Consider the following 17044-nt stretch of genomic DNA (forward strand, 5'->3'; position numbering starts at 1 on the left):
GATTCACTCGGCGGGGATGCGGCCGATCCCAACCTCATTGCCGTCGGGATCGTAGTACATCACCTTGCGTACTCCGGCGTCGGGCATCTCTTCCTTGCTGAACCGCAGGCCGCGAGCGGCGATCTCCGCGATTACCTTCTCTAGCCCGTCGCACATGATAGTCTGGATCGTTCCGCCGGCACGCTCGGGCTCGACGATGATGTAGATCCAGCGACGCTCGCCAATGGCCCAGACGGCCTCGCGATCATTGGGGAAGAAAGCCGGCGCGCAGCCGAACAGGCGCTGGTACCAGTCGAGAGAGACCTGGAAGTCGCGCACCGGTATTCCGGCGAACACCTCGGTCCCACGTGCTCCGAAGATGGTCGGACTGTCCGGCATGGCGATCTCCCTGGCGAGAACCTCTCGCTAGGAGGCGCGACCAGCGCTTGCAACACTAAGCGCCTAGGCGCGTGCCGCCAGCCAGATCGTGTGGTGTGGGCCCTTGCCGTTGGCGCGGGCGCGGACTTTTTCGGTGGTGACGTTGAAGCCGGCGGTGCCGAGGCGCCTGGTGAAGGCGGGGTCGTCGGCGGCGGACCAGATGGCGAGGATTCCGCCGGGGGTCAGCGCCGCTTTGGCCGCGGCTAGTCCGGACGCCGAATAGAGGCCGTCGTTTTCGGCGCGGGTGAGCCCGTCGGGGCCATTGTCGACGTCGAGCAGGATCGCGTCGTACTCGCCGCGCGCTGCCGCGATGACCGTCGCGACGTCGCCTTCGATCACGCTGACGCGCGGGTCGTCGAGGCAGTTGGCGGTGAGTTCGACCATCGGCCCGCGTGCCCAGGCGATGATCTCGGGCACCAGTTCGGCAACGACGACCGAGGCTTTGGCGGGAAGCACGGCCAAGGCGGCGCGAAGGGTAAAGCCCATTCCGTAGCCGCCGATCAGGAAGCGCGGGGTCGCGCGGCTGGCGAGACGGGCGCAGGCGAGGGTAGCGAGCTGCTCCTCCGACCCGCTCATGCGGCTGTTCATCAGCTCGTTGCGATCGAGCACGATCATATAGTCGCGGTCGCGGCGGAACAGGCGCAGGTCTTCGCCGCCGCCGGGCACGCGCGCGGTGCCGATCAGTTCGCGCATTTTCATCGCCGCGCTCCTCGCAGGCGCGGAGCGATCGGGCAATGGCGGTCCGGCGGGGTGGATTCGCTGGGGTCGCCCGCCTATGTCGCGCGGCGACGCAACACCAACCGTCGCCCCAGCGAAGGCTGGGGCCCATGTCACCGAAGAACATGGATGCCAGCCTTCGCTGGCATGACGAAAAGGAAATTTGCCAATGTCTGATTTCGACTATGACGTTCTGGTGATCGGCGCCGGGCCGGGCGGCTATGTGGCGGCGATCCGGGCGGCCCAGCTGGGGCTGAAGACCGCCTGCGCGGAGAGCCGCGAAACACTCGGCGGCACGTGCCTCAACGTCGGCTGCATCCCGTCCAAGGCGATGCTCCACGCGTCGGAATATTTCGACGCGGCCGCCAATGGCGCGATGGCCAAGATGGGCGTGATCGTCGAGCCCAGGCTCGACCTGCCGGCGATGCACGGCCAGCGGCTCGACGCGGTCAAGCAGCTCACCGGGGGAATCGAATTCTTGTTCAAGAAGAATAAGGTGACGTGGCTCAAGGGCCTGGCGACGTTCGAGGACGCGCATTCGGTGTCGGTCGCGGGGCAGAAGGTGACGGCGAAGAATATCGTCATCGCCACCGGCTCGTCGGTGACCCCGCTTCCGGGCGTCGAGATCGACGAGAAGATCGTCGTCTCCTCAACCGGCGCGCTCGAGCTGGAGCGCGTGCCGGAGCATATGGTGGTGATCGGCGGCGGAGTGATCGGACTCGAGCTCGGCAGCGTCTGGCGCCGGCTTGGCGCGAAGGTAACGTGCGTTGAATATCTCGACCAGATCCTGCCCGGAATGGATGCCGACGTGCGCAAGGAAGCCAACAAGATCTTCAAGAAGCAGGGGTTCGAGTTCAAGCTCGGCACCAAGGTGACGGGCGTGAAGGTCAATGGCGCGAAGGCGACTCTCACGATGGAGCCGGCCAAGGGCGGCGCGGCGGAAACGCTGGAGGCCGACTGCGTGCTGGTGTCGATCGGCCGGCGGCCGAACACCGACGGGCTCGGGCTCGAGAAGATTGGGCTGACGGTCAACAATCGCGGTCAGATCGAGACCGATCACGAGTTTCGCACCAAGGCGGACGGCGTGTGGGCGATCGGCGACGTGATCCCCGGGCCGATGCTCGCGCACAAGGCCGAGGACGAGGGCATCGCGGTGGCCGAGAACATCGCCGGGCTCACCGGGATCGTCAATCACGACATCATTCCGAGCGTGGTCTACACCTGGCCGGAGATCGCCGGGGTCGGACTCACCGAGGAGGATGCGCGGGCGAAATACGGCGAGATCAAGGTCGGCAAGTTCCCGATGCTCGGCAATTCACGGGCGAAGACCAACCACGAGCCCGACGGCTTCGTGAAGGTCGTCGCCGAGGCCAGGAGCGACCGAGTGCTTGGCGTGTGGGCGATCGCGGTACCGGCCGGCACAATGATCGCCCAGGCGGCGCAGGCGATGGAGTTTGGCGCGACCAGCGAGGACATCGCCTACACCTGCCACGCCCACCCGACGCACAGCGAAGCGATCAAGGAAGCGGCGATGGCGGTCCAGGGCAAGCCGATCCACGTCTGACGGATCGGCGCCCCGCTAGCTCAGCAGCGCCATCAGCCAGTCGCGCCAGCCGAGTTCGGTTCGAGTGCGGGAGACGGTGACGCTTGGCGGGCAATCGAGGCAACGGACCTGGATGGTCGGGCCGCTCACAATCCGCCGCACGTCGTCGAGCGCCCGCGCGACCAGCGCCTGCGGGGCCGGGCCGAGCGTGGCGAACGCGTCGGTCGGGGCCTGGTCCTGCTCGTCGTCCTCGGCGAGACCGGCAAGGAAGCCTTCCCACCCGTCCGGGCTTTCCTCCAGCAAGGTAATCCCGCGCTCGTCCTCGCCGAGCTTGGCCAGTTCGCCGGCTTTGGCGATCGCCTCGTCGAGATCGCCGAAGCTGTCGACTAGCCCCAATTGGCGCGCGGTGCCGCCGTCCCACACCCGGCCTTGAGCGATCCGGTCGATCTCGGCGGGAGTCTTCTTGCGGCTGGCGGCGGCGATCGCGAGGAATTTGGCGTAGACCTGTTCGACGCCGGCCTGGATCAGCGCATTGGCGGCGGGCGAGGGGCCGTTGAGCACGTCCGGCTCACCTGACAGCGGCGTGGTGCGAATGCCGTCGGCGGCGAGGCCGAGCTTGTCGAGCGTGCCCTGGAAGCTCGGGAGGATTCCGAACACGCCGATCGAGCCGGTGATGGTCGCGGGCTCGGCGATGATGGTGTTTGCGGCGGTCGCGACCCAGTAGCCGCCCGACGCGGCGACGTCGCCCATCGAGGCGACCACCGGCAGGCCCTGCTTGCGCGCGGCGAGGACGGCCTGGCGGATCCGCTCGGATGCGAGGACCGAGCCGCCGGGGCTGTCGATTCGCACCACCAGCGCCTTGAGATTGCCGACCGCGAGGCCCTTTTCGATCGCCCGGGCGATCGTCTCGCCGCCGGCCAATCCGGGGCCAGCCTGACCGTCGACGATCTCGCCGGCGACGGTGACGACGCCGATCGGGCCACTGCCCTCTTCGAGCCCGCGCTGATAGGCTGCCAGGGTGATCCGGCTGAAACCGCCGGCCGAGTCAGAATCTTCGCCGCCAAGCTCGGCAAGCCGCGCGTAAAAGGCCTGACGCTCGCCGATGCGATCGACCAGCTTCAGGCGCAGCGCGGCGCGCGACAGATCGTTGCCGCCGGCGAGCGCGGCGACCGGATCGCCGAGCATCTGGTCGAGACCCGGAGCTGCGGCCGGGCGGGCGCGGCGAATGCCGTCCTTCCACGTCTCCAGCAAAGCGTCGGCGAGCGCCTGCGCGTTGGCGCGCGCCTCGGGCGACATGTCGGAGCGGGTGAACGGTTCTACCGCCGACTTGAACTCGCCGACCCGATAGGTGTTGACGCTCACCCCCAGCTTGTCGAGCAGCCCCTTGTAATAGAGGTTGTCGCCGCCCGGTCCGGCGACCGCGACCGCGCCGAGCTCGGGCAGCCAAATTTCCGAGGCGTGGGCGGCGAGCTGATAGCCGTCGTTGGTGTAGCCGGTGGCGAAGGCGGCGACGGTCTTGCCCGACTTGCGTACTTCGTCGAGCGCCTGGCCGAGCGAGTTGAGGCTGGCCTGGCCGCCGCCGAGGAAGCCGTCGAGGTCGAGCGCCACGGCCTTGACGCGGTCGTCGTCCTTGGCCTCGCGCAGCATCGCGACGAGCGTGCTGAGGCGATGCTCCTTGGCCGCCCCGCCCATTCCGGCAAGCGCGGCGAGCGCATCCACTTCGGACGGCTGCTCAACCAGCACACCCTTGAGATCGAGCGCGAGCACGCCGTCGGTGATCGGCGCCGGGCGTGACGAGAGTGCGGCGTAGAGCGCTCCGAAGAACAGCAGCATCAGCAGGAGGACGAGCGCGTCCTTGATCCCAACGAGCAATTTCCAGATCGCCGCCACGAAGCGCATGCACTTGTCCTTGCCTGACTTTTCCGGCGACTAGCCGAGCGGGCGGGCCGCGGCCACGGAATTTCGACGAGCCGGGGGCCGAGGCGCTGCGACCGACCAGCGGTTGGCGGGGCCGGCGAGGACGGCTAGGCGCTTGCCGTGGCGATGGCGAGCGACAACAAAGGCGAGTGGCGGAGCGAGCTTCGGGCGACGTTAAGCCTGGCTTGGCCGCTGATCCTCGCCAACCTTACCACGCAGATCATCCAGGCCACCGACGCGGTGCTGATCGGGCGGCTGGGGGCGGAGGCGCTGGCGTCGGTCGCGCTGGCGCTTGGGCTGACCTTCGCCATCACCTTGTTCGCGCTCGGGCTGCTGACGGCTTCGGCGCCGATGATGGCGACGGCCCTGGGCGCCCGATTTAACGCCGTGCGCGACGTGCGGCGCACCTTCCGTGTCGCGATGTGGGCGGCGCTGCTGATGAGCCTGCCGATCATGGCGCTGCTGGCCAGCGCCGAACCGCTGATCGTAGCGCTCGGCCAGGAGCCGCGGCTGGCGGCGGGGGCGGGCGAATTCCTGCGCGGCTATCTGTGGGCACTGCCGCCGTGGATGGCGTTCCAGGTGATGCGCAACTTCCTGTCAGTGATGGAGCGGCCGGGCTGGGTGCTGACGATCAGCACGGCCGGGATCCTGGTTAATCTCGGCGCGGGCTATGCGCTGATCTTCGGCAAGCTGGGGCTGCCCGCGCTGGGCCTGTTCGGCGGCGGGCTGGCGAGCGCGATCACGTGGACCGCGATGGCGTTGGCGCTGGCGGCGGTGCTGGTCACCGACCGGCAGTTCCGCCGCTTCCATCTGTTCGGCCGATTTTGGCGCGGCGACGCGAAGCGCTTCGCAGGGCTGTTCAAGCTCGGCCTGCCGATCGGGCTGACGATGGGGTTCGAGGGCGCGGTGTTCAGCGCGGCGGCCTATCTGATGGGGTTGTTCGGGGCGGCGTCGGTCGCCGGCCACCAGATCGCGCTGCAAATCGCGGCGACCACCTTCATGGTGCCGATGGGCCTGGCGCAGGCGGCGACGGTGCGCGTTGGTCTGGCGCTCGGCCGCGGCGACGGTGACGGGATCACGCGCGCCGGCTGGACGGCGTTTGCGCTTGGAGTGGGGTTCATGGCGCTGATGGCGGTCCTGATGTGGGCGGCGCCGCGGCCGCTGATCGCCCTGTTCCTCGACGACACGCCGGCCAATGCCGCGGCGATCGCGCTCGGCACGTCGTTCCTGCTGATCGCCGCCGCCTTCCAGTTGGTCGACGGGGCGCAGGTCGTCGCCGCCGGGATGCTGCGCGGGCTGCACGATACGCGCGTGCCGATGATCTACGCGCTGGTCGGCTATTGGGTCGTCGGGCTGGGGGTCGGCGTGTGGCTGGCGTTCGGGCGCGGCTGGCAGGGCGCGGGGATCTGGACCGGGCTTGCGGTCGGCCTGGCGTTCGTCGCCGCGCTGATGATCCGGCGGTGGGCGCGGCGCGACCGGCTCGGGCTGGTCGCGCCGCTCCGCACCTAGCTTTCGATCGTCACCACGTCGCCGACCTTGGTCAGGCCGTAAAGCGCTTTGGCCATTTTCGGGGGCAAGCGGATGCAGCCGTGGCTGGCGGGATAGCCCGGGACCACGCCGCCGTGGAATGCCCGGCCCCATTTGTCGAGGCGCTGCATGTGCGGCATCGGCGCGTTGGAATATTTGTTGGAGCGGTGGAAGACCTTCTTGGCGAGGATCTTGAACTCGCCGGGATCGGTCGGGTGATCGGCGGTGCCGTGGCTGTGGGTCGAGAAGGCAACCAACTGGCCGGCCTTGTAGACATAGGTACGCTGGTTCCTGAGGCTGACCAGCACGTTCACCGTGCCCTTGACCGGGATCGCGTTGGCCGGGAGCATCCGATAATCGCCGGGCTTCAGGCCGGTCCCGCCGAACTTCAGGGTCGCCTCGCGCTCGGCCGACACGGTCAGCGGGTTGTCGATCACGACCGGCTTGGGGGGCGCGACCGGAGCGATCGGGGCGGGCGCTGTGGCGCAACCCGCAAGCGCCAGCGCGAAGCTCGCCATTATCAATTTCTTCATGTGGAATCAGAACCTTGGCTGGTTAACCAAGGTTAAGCTTGGCCGATGCCGCGGCAAAAGCCAAGCCGTCCGGGGCGGGCGTCAATCCTCGCGCGGAGCGGGCAGCAGTGCGTCGACCCGGCAAATCACCAGATCGAGATGCGCGCCGATGTCGCCGGGCAGCTTGAGCTCGTCGACGATCGCGAGCGTGGTTTGCAGCAGGTCGCGCAGCGCGGAGATCGAATCGTCGCTCGACAAGGTCAGGTTCGATTGCATGTTCATTTCGAAAGCCCTCCACTAGCCCCGATAAGGGGTCCGATACGCACCGGCTGGAGAGCCCCCGCCCTCGAACGCGAACAAGCATTAACCGTAATGATTTAATGATAGGTTAATCCCGCGCTGTGGCGCGGGTGTTGACATGTAGGACCCGCGAACCCAGATGGGCGGCGTCGCTGGCACTCGGCGCGACTAAGTGCCAGCCGATCACTTTCAACGCTCAACAAGGGTAAACCAGACATGGGTTTCAGGCCGCTTCATGACCGCGTCCTCGTCCGCCGGGTCGAGGCTGAGGAAAAGACCGCCGGCGGGATCATCATCCCCGACAGCGCCAAGGAAAAGCCGCAGGAAGGCGAAGTCGTCTCGGTCGGCACCGGCGCCCGCGCCGACGACGGCACGATCACCCCGCTCGACGTCAAGGCGGGCGACAAGATCCTGTTCGGCAAATGGTCGGGCACCGAGGTCAAGCTCGACGGCGAGGACCTCATCATCATGAAGGAAAGCGACATCCTCGGAATTGTTGGCTGAGCCACCTCCGGGATTTGCTTTGACCAATTTGGGCCCCAGCCGGGGCGACAAGCAGAAGAAAGGGTAGCCAGATGGCAGCCAAGGACGTGAAATTCAGCCGTGACGCGCGCGAGCGCATCATGAAGGGCGTCGACATCCTTGCCGACGCGGTCAAGGTCACGCTCGGTCCCAAGGGCCGCAACGTGGTCATCGACAAGAGCTTCGGCGCGCCGCGCATCACCAAGGACGGCGTCACCGTCGCCAAGGAGATCGAGCTCAAGGACAAGTTCGAGAATATGGGCGCGCAGATGGTCCGCGAGGTCGCCTCGAAGACCAACGACATCGCCGGCGACGGCACCACCACCGCCACCGTTCTCGCCCAGGCGATCGTCCGCGAGGGCATGAAGTCGGTCGCGGCCGGAATGAACCCGATGGACCTCAAGCGCGGCATCGATCTCGCCGTCACCAAGGTGGTCGAGGACCTGAAGGGCCGCTCCAAGCCGGTTTCGGGCAGCCAGGAGATTGCCCAGGTCGGAATCATCTCGGCCAATGGCGACAAGGAAGTCGGCGAGAAGATCGCCGAGGCGATGGACAAGGTCGGCAAGGAAGGCGTGATCACCGTCGAGGAGGCCAAAGGCCTCGAGTTCGAGCTCGACGTGGTCGAGGGCATGCAGTTCGACCGCGGCTATTTGTCGCCCTACTTCATCACCAACCCGGAAAAGATGCAGGTCGAGCTCAGCGACCCCTACATCCTCATCCACGAGAAGAAGCTCAGCAACCTCCAGGCGATGCTTCCGATCCTCGAGGCCGTGGTCCAGAGCGGACGTCCGCTGCTGATCATCGCCGAGGATATCGAGGGCGAAGCGCTGGCGACCCTAGTCGTCAACAAGCTGCGCGGCGGCCTCAAGGTCGCGGCGGTCAAGGCGCCGGGCTTCGGCGATCGCCGCAAGGCGATGCTCGAGGATATCGCCATCCTGACCGGCGGAGAGATGATCTCCGAGGATCTCGGCATCAAGCTCGAGAACGTCACCACCGCCATGCTCGGCACCGCCAAGAAGGTCGTCATCGACAAGGATAATACGACAATCGTTGACGGCGCCGGCACGAGCGACGCCATCCAGGGCCGCACCGCCGCGATCCGCCAGCAAATCGACGCCACCACCAGCGACTACGACCGCGAGAAGCTCCAGGAGCGTCTCGCCAAGCTCGCCGGCGGCGTGGCCGTGATCAAGGTCGGCGGCGCTACCGAGGTCGAGGTCAAGGAGCGCAAGGACCGCGTCGACGACGCGCTCCATGCGACCCGCGCCGCGGTCGAAGAAGGCATTGTCCCGGGCGGGGGCACCGCGTTGCTCTATGCGACCAAGGCGCTCGAAGGCCTCAAGGGCAGCAATGACGACCAGACTCGCGGTGTCGACATCGTCCGCAAGGCGATCGAGGCCCCGCTTCGCCAGATCGCCCAGAACGCGGGCGTCGACGGCGCGGTCGTGGCCGGCAATCTGCTGCGCGAGGCCGACCAGACGATGGGCTTCAACGCCGCCACCGACACCTATGAGAATTTGGTGTCGGCCGGTGTCGTCGATCCGACCAAGGTGGTGCGCATCGCGCTTCAGGACGCTGCGTCGGTCGCCGGCCTGCTAATTACCACCGAAGCCACCGTTGCGGAAATGCCGGAAGACAAGCCGGCCATGCCGATGGGCGGCGGCGGGATGGGCGGAATGGGCGGAATGGACTTCTAGTCCAGCCTATTCACCCGGACGTCAGTTCGAAGAGGGGTCGGCGGTTTCCACCGCCGGCCCTTTTTCGTTGCCGGCATCCTCGTCGAGCATCGCCTCGGCCTCGTCGAGCCCCACATTCTGAGCCGCGCTCGGCGCTGGGGGCTGCTCGTCGCAGGCGGCGAGCAGAAGCAAGAAGGCCGCGGCGTTTCGCATGTCGATCGAAGTACCAGTTCGATCGAAATAAAAAAGGGCCGCCCGGTCGCCCGGACGGCCCTTCTTTTCAGCGCCTTGCGACGCCGGGATTACATCGCGTTGTTGGTCGCGGTGTTGTTGGCAGCAGCCTCGTCGTCCGTGACGACGGCGTTGTCGGCCGCGTTCTCGGTGGCGTCGAGCGCATTGTCGACCGAGTTGGCAGCCGCGGCGGTATCCGCATTGGCTTCCATCTCGATGGTGTTGACGGTGCTGGCTTCGTTGTCAGGCGCATTGTCTTCGCACGCGGCGAGGCCGAGCGCGAGGACCGCAACGGTCAGGGCAACTTTCTTCATGATCGTTCCATTCCTTCAAATGTGCCACTTTCGAGGCACGGGGGCTCGGCCTGTCGCATATATCGGTCAGGCCAGCGCGCGGATGTAATGGGGCCTGACCAGCCGCGCAATGGAAAATGCGCCGAGTTGAGGGACGCCCTAGCGCGTTGACGGATATAAAGATTTCTTTATATCTTCCTGATGTGAGTGAAGCCGTCGCCCCGCCCTTGCCTGCCGCCGACCTATTCCAAGCGGTTGCCGACGCTTCGCGGTTGCGTGTGCTGATGCTGCTCAAATCGATGGAATTGTCGGTCGGCGAGCTGGCGCTGGTGCTCGGCCAGAGCCAGCCGAGGGTGTCGCGGCACGTGCGAATCTTGTGCGAGGCCGCGCTGGTCGAACGGCACAAGGAAGGCAGCTGGGTGTTCCTGAAGCTGAACGCGATTGGGGCCGGCGAAGGACTGCTCGGCGTTCTCGAAGACCATGCCGATGATGCCAGCCGGGCCGTGTTCGCGGCGGACGCGATCCGTCTTGCCGAAATTCGCGCTGCCCGCGCCGCGGCCGCGGAACGCTATTTCGCCGCGCTCGCCGATCGATGGGATTCGATCCGCTCGCTGCACGTGCCCGAAGCCAAGGTCGAGCAGGCGATCGAGGCCGCGCTTGACCGCGGTTCGCTCGGCCGGCTGGTCGACATCGGCACGGGCACCGGGCGGATGATCGAACTGCTGGCGCAGCGGGCGACGGAGGCAATCGGGATCGACCGTTCGTCGGAGATGCTGCGCGTCGCCCGGGTCAAGCTCGACCGCTCAGGGATCGCCGGCGTGTCGCTTCGCCAAGGCGACATGTATGCCCTGCCGCTGGCCGACGACAGCGCTGACACCGTGATCCTCCACCAGGTGCTTCACTACGCCCATTCGCCCGAGGCGGCGGTGGCCGAGGCGGCGCGCATCCTGGCGCCGGGCGGTCGGCTGCTGATCGTCGATTTCGCCGCCCACCAGCGCGAGGAATTGCGCGAGCGCGACGCCCACGCCCGGCTTGGCTTTGCCGACGAGGCGATCCACGGCTGGTTCGCGTTGGCGGGGCTCGAGGCCGACCTCACGCGGCGGCTCGAGGGCGGTGAGCTGACGGTCACTCTGTGGCGCGCGGCGCGGGCTCCGACAGCCAAGCGGATGGCGGCATGAATCGCCAGAGCGCGGCCGCGCTGGCCGAACATGCGCCCTTGTTCGCCGCCGCGCGCGGCGACATCGACGTCAGCTTCGAATTCTTTCCGCCAAAGTCGGACGCCGCGGCCGAAACGCTGTGGCGGGCGATCGAAACGCTTGCGCCGCTCGATCCGCGCTTCGTCAGCGTGACCTATGGCGCCGGCGGCTCGACCCGCGAGCGGACCCACGCGACGGTCAAACGGATCGTCGACGAGACGCCGCTGACCGCCGCTGCGCACCTCACCTGCGTCGACGCCAGCCGCGACGAGGTCGATGCCGTCGCGCAGGGCTATTGGGACGCCGGCGTGCGCCATGTGGTGGCGCTGCGCGGCGACCCGAGCGACCCGGCACGCGGCTTTGTGGCGCACGATGCGGGCTATGCCAGTGCCGCCGAGCTGGTGGCCGGTCTCAGGCGGGTCGCGGACTTCGACATTTCGGTCGCCTGCTATCCCGAGGTCCATCCCGAGGCCGACTGCCCGGACAGCGACATCGCCAATTTGCTCGGCAAGATCGATGCCGGGGCGAGCCGCGCGATCAGCCAGTTCTTTTTCTCCGCCGACGCCTTCTTCCGCTTTCGCGATAAGGTCGCCGCGCTTCGGCCGGAGGTCGAGATCGTGCCCGGCATTTTGCCGGTGACGAACGTCGCCCAGGCGCGGCGGTTCGCCGGCCAGTGCGGCGCTTCGATCCCGGGTTGGATGGACGGCATTTTCGAGGGGCTCGACGAGCTTCCGGCAGCGCGCCAGCTGGTTGCCGCAACCATCGCCGGGGAATTGTGCGGGCAATTATACGCCGGCGGCGTGCGCCACTTCCACTTCTACACGCTCAATCGCGCCGAACTGGCCTACGCCATCTGCCACCTGTTGGGGGTGCGGCCGAATGCCTGACGCCGACGCCTTTCGCGCCGAGGCAGGGCGCCGCGTGCTGGTCAAGGACGGCGCCTACGGGACCATGATCCAAGCCGCGGGCGTAACCGATTATGGCGGCGAGCTCGGGCTGGCGGCCGATCAAAAGGGCAACAACGATCTGCTCAACCTGACCCGGCCTGACGTCGTCGCCGGTATCTGCCGTGCGTTCGCCGAGGCCGGCGCAGATGTGCTGGCGACCAACACCTTCAACGCCAACGCCATCAGTTTGGGGGACTATGGCGAGGATGCCGCGGGTCTGGTCGGCGACATCAACCGCGCCGCCGCGCGGATCACGCGGGAGGTCGCGGATGCGCATGGCGGGCGCTGGGTCGCGGGGGCGCTCGGGCCGACCAACAAGACGCTGTCGCTGTCGCCGGACGTCAACGATCCGGGTTTTCGCGAGGTCACCTTCGCCGAGGTGAAGGCGGTCTACCGCCAGCAGGTCGAGGCGCTCGCCGAGGGCGGAGTCGACTTCATCCTGATCGAGACGGTGTTCGACACGCTGAACGCGAAAGCGGCGATCATGGCGGTGCTCGAGGCCGAGCGCGCGCTCGGCCGGCCGCTACCGATGATGCTGTCGATGACGCTCACCGACCTCAGCGGCCGCAACCTCTCCGGCCACACGGTCGAGGCGTTCTGGGCTAGCGTTCGCCACGCCCGGCCCCTGACCATCGGCCTCAACTGCTCGTTCGGCGCGCAGCAATTGCGCCCGCACCTCGCGGTCCTCGCGGCGCAGGCCGAGACCCTGGTGATGGCCTATCCCAACGCCGGCCTGCCGAACGATCTCGGCGCCTACGACGAAGCCGCCGAGGAGACCGCGGCGCAGGTCGGCGAGTGGATCGCGGACAAGCTGGTCAATGTCGTCGGCGGTTGCTGCGGGACCACGCCGGCGCACATCGCCGCGATCGCTGGAACGGTTGCCGGAGCGGCTCCGCGCACCATTCCGGATGCCCGGCACGTGACGACCCTGGCCGGCCTCGAGCCGATGGTGATTGCCGCGTGACCAATGCGGACGGCGCCGGAGCGCGCTTCGTCAATGTCGGCGAGCGGACCAATGTCACCGGCTCGGCGCGGTTCAAGAAGCTCGTGTTGGCGGGCGACTATGACGCCGCGGTCGAGGTCGCCCGCCAGCAGGTCGAAGCCGGGGCGCAGGTGATCGACGTCAACATGGACGAGGCGCTGCTCGACGGCGAGGCTGCGATGCGCACCTTCCTGCTGAGGATCGCCGCCGAGCCGGACATCGCGCGCGTGCCGGTGATGGTCGACTCGTCGAAGTGGAGCGTGATCGAGGCAGGGCTGCAGTGCGTGTCGGGCAAGCCGATCGTCAATTCGATCAGCCTGAAGGAGGGCGAGGAGGCGTTCCTCGAGGTCGCCGACAAAGTGCGCTCCTACGGCGCGGCGGTGGTGGTGATGGCGTTCGACGAGGTCGGCCAGGCCGATACCAGGGAACGCAAGGTCGAAATCTGCAAGCGCGCCTACCGGCTGTTGGTCGATAGCGGCTTCCCGGCCGAGGACATCATCTTCGACCCCAATGTGTTCGCGGTCGCCACCGGGATCGACGAGCACCGGCGCTACGCGATCGACTTCATCGAGGCGACCCGCGACATCCGCGCCGCCTGCCCGCACGTCCACATTTCGGGCGGTTTGTCGAACCTGTCGTTCAGCTTCCGCGGTAACGAGCCGGTGCGCCGGGCGATGCACAGCGTCTTCCTCTATCACGCCATCCCGGCGGGCATGGACATGGCCATCGTCAACGCCGGCCAGCTCGACGTCTACGACGCGATCGACCCCGAGCTGCGCGAGGCGGTCGAGGACGTCATTCTCGACCGGCGCGACGACGCCACCGAGCGGCTGGTGACGCTGGCCGAGCGGTTCCGCGGGACCGACGCCGAAACCGAGAAGGCGGAGGCCGAGTGGCGGTCGCTGCCGGTCCGCGAGCGGCTGAGCCACGCGCTGGTCAAGGGCATCGACGCGCATATCGTCGACGACACCGAGGAAGCGCGGCTCGTCGCGGTGCGCCCGATCGACGTCATCGAGGGCCCGCTGATGGACGGCATGAATGTCGTCGGCGACCTGTTCGGGGCGGGCAAGATGTTCCTGCCGCAGGTGGTGAAATCGGCGCGGGTGATGAAGAAGGCAGTGGCGCATTTGCTACCGTTCATCGAGGCCGAGAAGCTGCCCGGCGCGCGCGGCAAGGGCCGGATCGTCATGGCCACCGTCAAGGGCGACGTCCACGACATCGGCAAGAACATCGTCGGCGTCGTGCTACAGTGCAACGGCTTTGAGGTGGTTGATCTCGGGGTCATGACGCCGTGGACCAGCATCCTGGCAGCGGCGAACGAGAACGACGCCGACATGATCGGGCTCAGCGGCCTTATCACCCCGTCCCTCGACGAGATGGTGACGGTGGCGAGCGAGATGCAGCGCGCCGGAATGGCGATGCCGCTGCTCATCGGTGGCGCCACCACTAGCCGGGCGCACACCGCGCTGAGGATCGCGCCGGCGTACGAGGGGCCGGTGCTGCACGTGCTTGACGCCAGCCGCGCGGTCGGGGTGGCGTCGGCGCTGGTCAGCGACGGCCCGCAGCGCGCCGAACTGATCGACGGCACCGCCGCGGATTACGAGGCGCTGCGGATCGCGCGGGCCGGGCGCGGGACCCAGGATTTGGTGCCGATCGACGAGGCCCGCGCCAATGGTCTCGCGTTCGACCCGGCGGGCAAGGCGCCGCCGCCGCTCAAGCCCGGCCTGCACGCGTTCGGCGAGTGGCCGCTGCGCGACCTCAAGGCGCATATCGACTGGACGCCCTTCTTCCGCGCGTGGGAGTTGGCCGGCAATTATCCCGCGATCCTCGAAGATCCGATCGTCGGCGAAAGCGCGCGCAGTCTGTTCGCCGACGCGGAGGCGATGCTCGACAAGATCATTACCGAGCATTGGCTTCGGCCGAGCGGCGTGGTCGGGCTGTGGCCGTGCCGGCGCGAGGGCGACGACGTCGTCGTCGACGGCGTCCGTTTTCCGTTTCTGCGCCAGCAGATCCGCAAACGGACAGGGCGGGCAAACCTATGCCTGGCCGACTTCATCGACCCCGACGGCCAGGACTGGATGGGCGGGTTCGCGGTTGCGATCCACGGCATCGAGCCGCACCTCGAGCGGTTCCGCGAAGCCAATGACGATTATTCGGACATCATGCTGAAGGCACTCGCCGACCGGCTGGCCGAGGCGTTCGCCGAGCGGCTTCACGAGCATGTGCGCAAGCGCATCTGGGGCTATGGCGCCGACGAGCATCTGTCGAACCTCGACCTCATTCGCGAGAGCTATGCCGGAATTCGTCCCGCGCCCGGCTATCCGGCGTCGCCCGATCACAGCCTGAAGCCGTTGCTGTTCGACCTCCTCGGCGGCGAGCCGGCCGGGCTTAGCTTGACCGAGAATTTCGCGATGCTGCCGACAGCGGCGGTGAGCGGTTTTTATTTCGGCCATCGCGCCGCGGAATATTTCGGAGTGGCCAAGATCGGCAGCGACCAGCTTGCCGACTATGCCGGACGGCGCGGGGTCGACCTCGACACCGCCGAGCGCTGGCTACGGCCCAATCTCGACAGCTAACGGTTGTCGCTGAGGCCCGGCGACCCTTCGCGCCAGGCGTAGACCTTGTCGCCCGCGACCCACGTCTCGATCACCTTGGTCGCCGCCAGCGCGACCGGATCGGCGCTGGCGATGTCCTGGTCGACGAAGATGAAGTCGGCCCATTTGCCCGGCTCGAGGCTGCCGATGCGCTGCTCGGCGAACCCGGCATAGGCGGCGCCGCGGGTGAAGCCGGCCAAGGCGAGACCAAGCGGAACGCGTTCCTCCGGGCGCCAACCGCCGGGGGGAGCGCCCTTCGGGTCCTGGCGGCTGACTGCCGCGGCGAGTCCGGGGAAGGGGTTGGGGTGCTCGACCGGGAAGTCAGAGCCGAACGCCAGCCGGGCGCCGCTGCGGGCGATGGTCGACCAGGCGTAGGCACCCTTCAACCGCGGCTCGTCGAGGCGTGCCTCGGCCATGGTCCGGTCGCTGGTCTGGTGGGTCGGCTGCATCGAGGCGATGAGGCCAGCACGGGCGATGCGCGGGATGTCCGCGGGATCGACCACCTGGGCGTGCTCGATGCGCCAGCGACTCGAGCGGGGGCAGGTCGGCCGGAGATGCTCGTAGGTCCCGATGACCTGGTCGTTGGCGGCGTCGCCGATGGCGTGGATGGCGAGCTGGAAGCCGGCGCTGCAGGCGCGGCGGGCCATCGCCAGCAACTGAGCGTCGCTGTGGAACTTGAGGCCGGTGGTCGGCGCATCGGCATAGGGCCGCTTGAGCCACGCACCGCGCGAGCCGAGCGCTCCGTCGGCATAGAGCTTGACCCCACCGAACCACAGCCGGTCGCCGTGCAACCACCCGCTCGGGCGGGGCAGCGCGCCGAGCGGCTCGACGCCCGCGGCATAGCTCATGACCCGCACGAACAGCTTTCCGCGCGCGGCGGCGCGCCGCATTGCCGCCCATTCCGCCACGCTGGTGCCCATGTCGGCGACCGCGGTGAGGCCGTGGCGGAGCATCATGCGCTGGGCTTCGACCAGCGCGCGATCGCGCTGACCCGGCGTGACGGGCGGCACCTTTGAGCTGACCAACCCTGCCGCCGAATCTATGAACAGCCCGGTCGCCCGGCCGGTCGGATCGCGCTCGATCTTGCCGCCCGCCGGTGACTTGGAGGCGGCCCCGATGCCGGCCAGACGCATCGCCATCGAATTGCCGACGCTGGCGTGCCCGTCGACCCGCTCGAGCCACACCGGGCGGTCGCTGACGACCGCATCGATGTCCGCAGCGGTGGGCATCCTCTTGTCCGGCCACAGTTCCTGGTTCCAGCCTCGCCCCGTGATCCAGCCGCCGCCCGGATTGGTCTTGGCATAGGCGCCGATGCGCGCCTTGAAATCGTCGAGCGAGGACGTGCCGGTGAGATCGAGCTGCAGCGCGGCGAGGCCGAGGCCCATGACATGGCCGTGCGCATCGATCAGGCCGGGAAGCATAGTCATGCCCTTGCGGTCGAGCACGCGGTCGGCCTTGGGCTGCGCGTCGCCGTCGCGCAGGACGCGTTTCACCCGGCCGTCGTCGCCGACCAGCAGGCCGGTGAAGCGGTCGAGCCCGCCCTTGCCGTCGGCCTGTATGCCGTTGACGTTGACGATCAGCGTGTCGGCCTTTGCGGCGGTAGGAACGGCGAAGATCGCGGCGGCGATCAGCAGGGCAGGGGTTCTCATGGGCGTAGCGATAGCATTGTT

The 17044-nt window shown here is 67.8% G+C and carries 16 protein-coding genes; 8 read left to right on the forward strand and 8 right to left on the reverse strand.

The window, feature by feature from the left end; all coding sequences use genetic code 11:
* Positions 1-3: 3 nt before the first annotated feature.
* Entirely contained in the window at positions 4-378 is a 375-nt protein-coding gene (locus D0Z60_RS01445; protein WP_118856378.1) for a VOC family protein, read from the reverse strand.
* Between the two features lie 63 nt (positions 379-441).
* Positions 442-1116 (reverse strand): spermine/spermidine synthase domain-containing protein, encoded by a 675-nt coding sequence (locus tag D0Z60_RS01450; RefSeq protein WP_118856380.1) that lies wholly within the window; start codon positions 1114-1116, stop codon positions 442-444.
* A gap of 187 nt (positions 1117-1303) precedes the next feature.
* Here D0Z60_RS01450 and lpdA point away from each other — a divergent pair, with 187 nt between their 5' ends.
* Positions 1304-2698, forward strand: coding sequence for a dihydrolipoyl dehydrogenase (gene lpdA / locus D0Z60_RS01455; RefSeq protein WP_118856382.1), 1395 nt, complete (start codon positions 1304-1306; stop codon positions 2696-2698).
* A 15-nt stretch (positions 2699-2713) separates the two neighbouring features.
* On the opposite strand, the gene sppA is transcribed toward lpdA, so the two are convergent.
* Entirely contained in the window at positions 2714-4576 is a 1863-nt protein-coding gene (gene sppA, locus D0Z60_RS01460) for a signal peptide peptidase SppA (RefSeq protein ID WP_118856384.1), read from the reverse strand.
* Positions 4577-4720: 144 nt separating this feature from the next.
* Between sppA and D0Z60_RS01465 the strand changes: the two genes are divergently transcribed.
* The gene (locus D0Z60_RS01465; RefSeq protein ID WP_118856386.1) at positions 4721-6103 is read left to right on the forward strand and encodes an MATE family efflux transporter; all 1383 of its coding nucleotides are present in this window, start codon (positions 4721-4723) and stop codon (positions 6101-6103) included.
* Here D0Z60_RS01465 and D0Z60_RS01470 read toward each other — a convergent pair.
* Both D0Z60_RS01470 and D0Z60_RS01475 read right to left on the reverse strand, forming a co-directional pair.
* Positions 6100-6654, reverse strand: a complete 555-nt coding sequence (locus D0Z60_RS01470) for a L,D-transpeptidase family protein (protein WP_118856388.1) — start codon at positions 6652-6654, stop codon at positions 6100-6102. The two genes, D0Z60_RS01465 and D0Z60_RS01470, sit on opposite strands and share 4 nt — an antisense overlap.
* Before the next feature lie 81 nt (positions 6655-6735).
* Positions 6736-6915, reverse strand: a complete 180-nt coding sequence (locus D0Z60_RS01475) for a hypothetical protein (protein WP_118856390.1) — start codon at positions 6913-6915, stop codon at positions 6736-6738.
* Positions 6916-7149: 234 nt separating this feature from the next.
* Between D0Z60_RS01475 and groES the strand changes: the two genes are divergently transcribed.
* On the forward strand, positions 7150-7437 hold the full coding sequence (gene groES, locus D0Z60_RS01480) for a co-chaperone GroES (protein WP_118856392.1): 288 nt from the start codon (positions 7150-7152) through the stop codon (positions 7435-7437).
* A gap of 71 nt (positions 7438-7508) precedes the next feature.
* The gene (groL, locus tag D0Z60_RS01485) at positions 7509-9152 is read left to right on the forward strand and encodes a chaperonin GroEL (RefSeq protein WP_118856394.1); all 1644 of its coding nucleotides are present in this window, start codon (positions 7509-7511) and stop codon (positions 9150-9152) included.
* A 21-nt stretch (positions 9153-9173) separates the two neighbouring features.
* Here groL and D0Z60_RS11575 read toward each other — a convergent pair whose 3' ends face one another.
* Positions 9174-9344 carry a hypothetical protein gene (locus D0Z60_RS11575; protein ID WP_162888028.1) on the reverse strand — a complete coding sequence of 57 codons (171 nt, stop codon included), beginning with the start codon at positions 9342-9344 and terminating at the stop codon, positions 9174-9176.
* Positions 9345-9433: 89 nt separating this feature from the next.
* Positions 9434-9676, reverse strand: a complete 243-nt coding sequence (locus D0Z60_RS01490) for a circumsporozoite protein (protein WP_240325499.1) — start codon at positions 9674-9676, stop codon at positions 9434-9436.
* 263 nt (positions 9677-9939) lie between these two features.
* Between D0Z60_RS01490 and D0Z60_RS01495 the strand changes: the two genes are divergently transcribed.
* Genes D0Z60_RS01495 through metH form a run of 4 tightly spaced genes read left to right on the forward strand, consistent with a single transcriptional unit; the run spans position 9940 to position 15356 of the window.
* Positions 9940-10833 (forward strand): methyltransferase domain-containing protein, encoded by an 894-nt coding sequence (locus D0Z60_RS01495; RefSeq protein WP_240325500.1) that lies wholly within the window; start codon positions 9940-9942, stop codon positions 10831-10833.
* Positions 10830-11738: a methylenetetrahydrofolate reductase [NAD(P)H] gene (gene metF, locus D0Z60_RS01500; RefSeq protein ID WP_118858379.1), complete on the forward strand. Its 909-nt coding sequence runs from the start codon at positions 10830-10832 to the stop codon at positions 11736-11738. The genes D0Z60_RS01495 and metF overlap by 4 nt, the downstream gene beginning before the upstream one ends.
* Complete coding sequence (locus D0Z60_RS01505; protein ID WP_118856401.1) at positions 11731-12762, forward strand: homocysteine S-methyltransferase family protein; 1032 nt, start codon at positions 11731-11733, stop codon at positions 12760-12762. The genes metF and D0Z60_RS01505 overlap by 8 nt, the downstream gene beginning before the upstream one ends.
* The gene (gene metH / locus D0Z60_RS01510; protein ID WP_118856403.1) at positions 12759-15356 is read left to right on the forward strand and encodes a methionine synthase; all 2598 of its coding nucleotides are present in this window, start codon (positions 12759-12761) and stop codon (positions 15354-15356) included. Before D0Z60_RS01505 ends, metH begins: the two co-directional genes overlap by 4 nt.
* Here the strand turns inward: metH and D0Z60_RS01515 are convergent.
* Complete coding sequence (locus D0Z60_RS01515; RefSeq protein WP_118856406.1) at positions 15353-17023, reverse strand: amidohydrolase; 1671 nt, start codon at positions 17021-17023, stop codon at positions 15353-15355. The two genes, metH and D0Z60_RS01515, sit on opposite strands and share 4 nt — an antisense overlap.
* Between the last annotated feature and the right edge of the window lie 21 nt (positions 17024-17044).

It is taken from the genome of Sphingomonas mesophila (assembly GCF_003499275.1).
GTDB classification, from domain to species: domain Bacteria; phylum Pseudomonadota; class Alphaproteobacteria; order Sphingomonadales; family Sphingomonadaceae; genus Sphingomicrobium; species Sphingomicrobium mesophilum.

Bases quoted from the DNA above. Each gene is read 5' to 3' on its own strand.
- D0Z60_RS01505 (WP_118856401.1), top strand. From the start codon at position 11,731: ATGCCTGACGCCGACGCCTTTCGCGCCGAGGCAGGGCGCCGCGTGCTG.
- D0Z60_RS01490 (WP_240325499.1), bottom strand. From the start codon at position 9,676: ATGAAGAAAGTTGCCCTGACCGTTGCGGTCCTCGCGCTCGGCCTCGCC.
- groES (WP_118856392.1), top strand. From the start codon at position 7,150: ATGGGTTTCAGGCCGCTTCATGACCGCGTCCTCGTCCGCCGGGTCGAG.
- groL (WP_118856394.1), top strand. From the start codon at position 7,509: ATGGCAGCCAAGGACGTGAAATTCAGCCGTGACGCGCGCGAGCGCATC.
- lpdA (WP_118856382.1), top strand. From the start codon at position 1,304: ATGTCTGATTTCGACTATGACGTTCTGGTGATCGGCGCCGGGCCGGGC.
- sppA (WP_118856384.1), bottom strand. From the start codon at position 4,576: ATGCGCTTCGTGGCGGCGATCTGGAAATTGCTCGTTGGGATCAAGGAC.
- D0Z60_RS01515 (WP_118856406.1), bottom strand. From the start codon at position 17,023: ATGAGAACCCCTGCCCTGCTGATCGCCGCCGCGATCTTCGCCGTTCCT.
- D0Z60_RS01475 (WP_118856390.1), bottom strand. From the start codon at position 6,915: ATGAACATGCAATCGAACCTGACCTTGTCGAGCGACGATTCGATCTCC.
- D0Z60_RS11575 (WP_162888028.1), bottom strand. From the start codon at position 9,344: ATGCGAAACGCCGCGGCCTTCTTGCTTCTGCTCGCCGCCTGCGACGAG.
- D0Z60_RS01445 (WP_118856378.1), bottom strand. From the start codon at position 378: ATGCCGGACAGTCCGACCATCTTCGGAGCACGTGGGACCGAGGTGTTC.
- metF (WP_118858379.1), top strand. From the start codon at position 10,830: ATGAATCGCCAGAGCGCGGCCGCGCTGGCCGAACATGCGCCCTTGTTC.
- D0Z60_RS01495 (WP_240325500.1), top strand. From the start codon at position 9,940: ATGCTGCTCAAATCGATGGAATTGTCGGTCGGCGAGCTGGCGCTGGTG.
- D0Z60_RS01470 (WP_118856388.1), bottom strand. From the start codon at position 6,654: ATGAAGAAATTGATAATGGCGAGCTTCGCGCTGGCGCTTGCGGGTTGC.
- D0Z60_RS01465 (WP_118856386.1), top strand. From the start codon at position 4,721: ATGGCGAGCGACAACAAAGGCGAGTGGCGGAGCGAGCTTCGGGCGACG.
- D0Z60_RS01450 (WP_118856380.1), bottom strand. From the start codon at position 1,116: ATGAAAATGCGCGAACTGATCGGCACCGCGCGCGTGCCCGGCGGCGGC.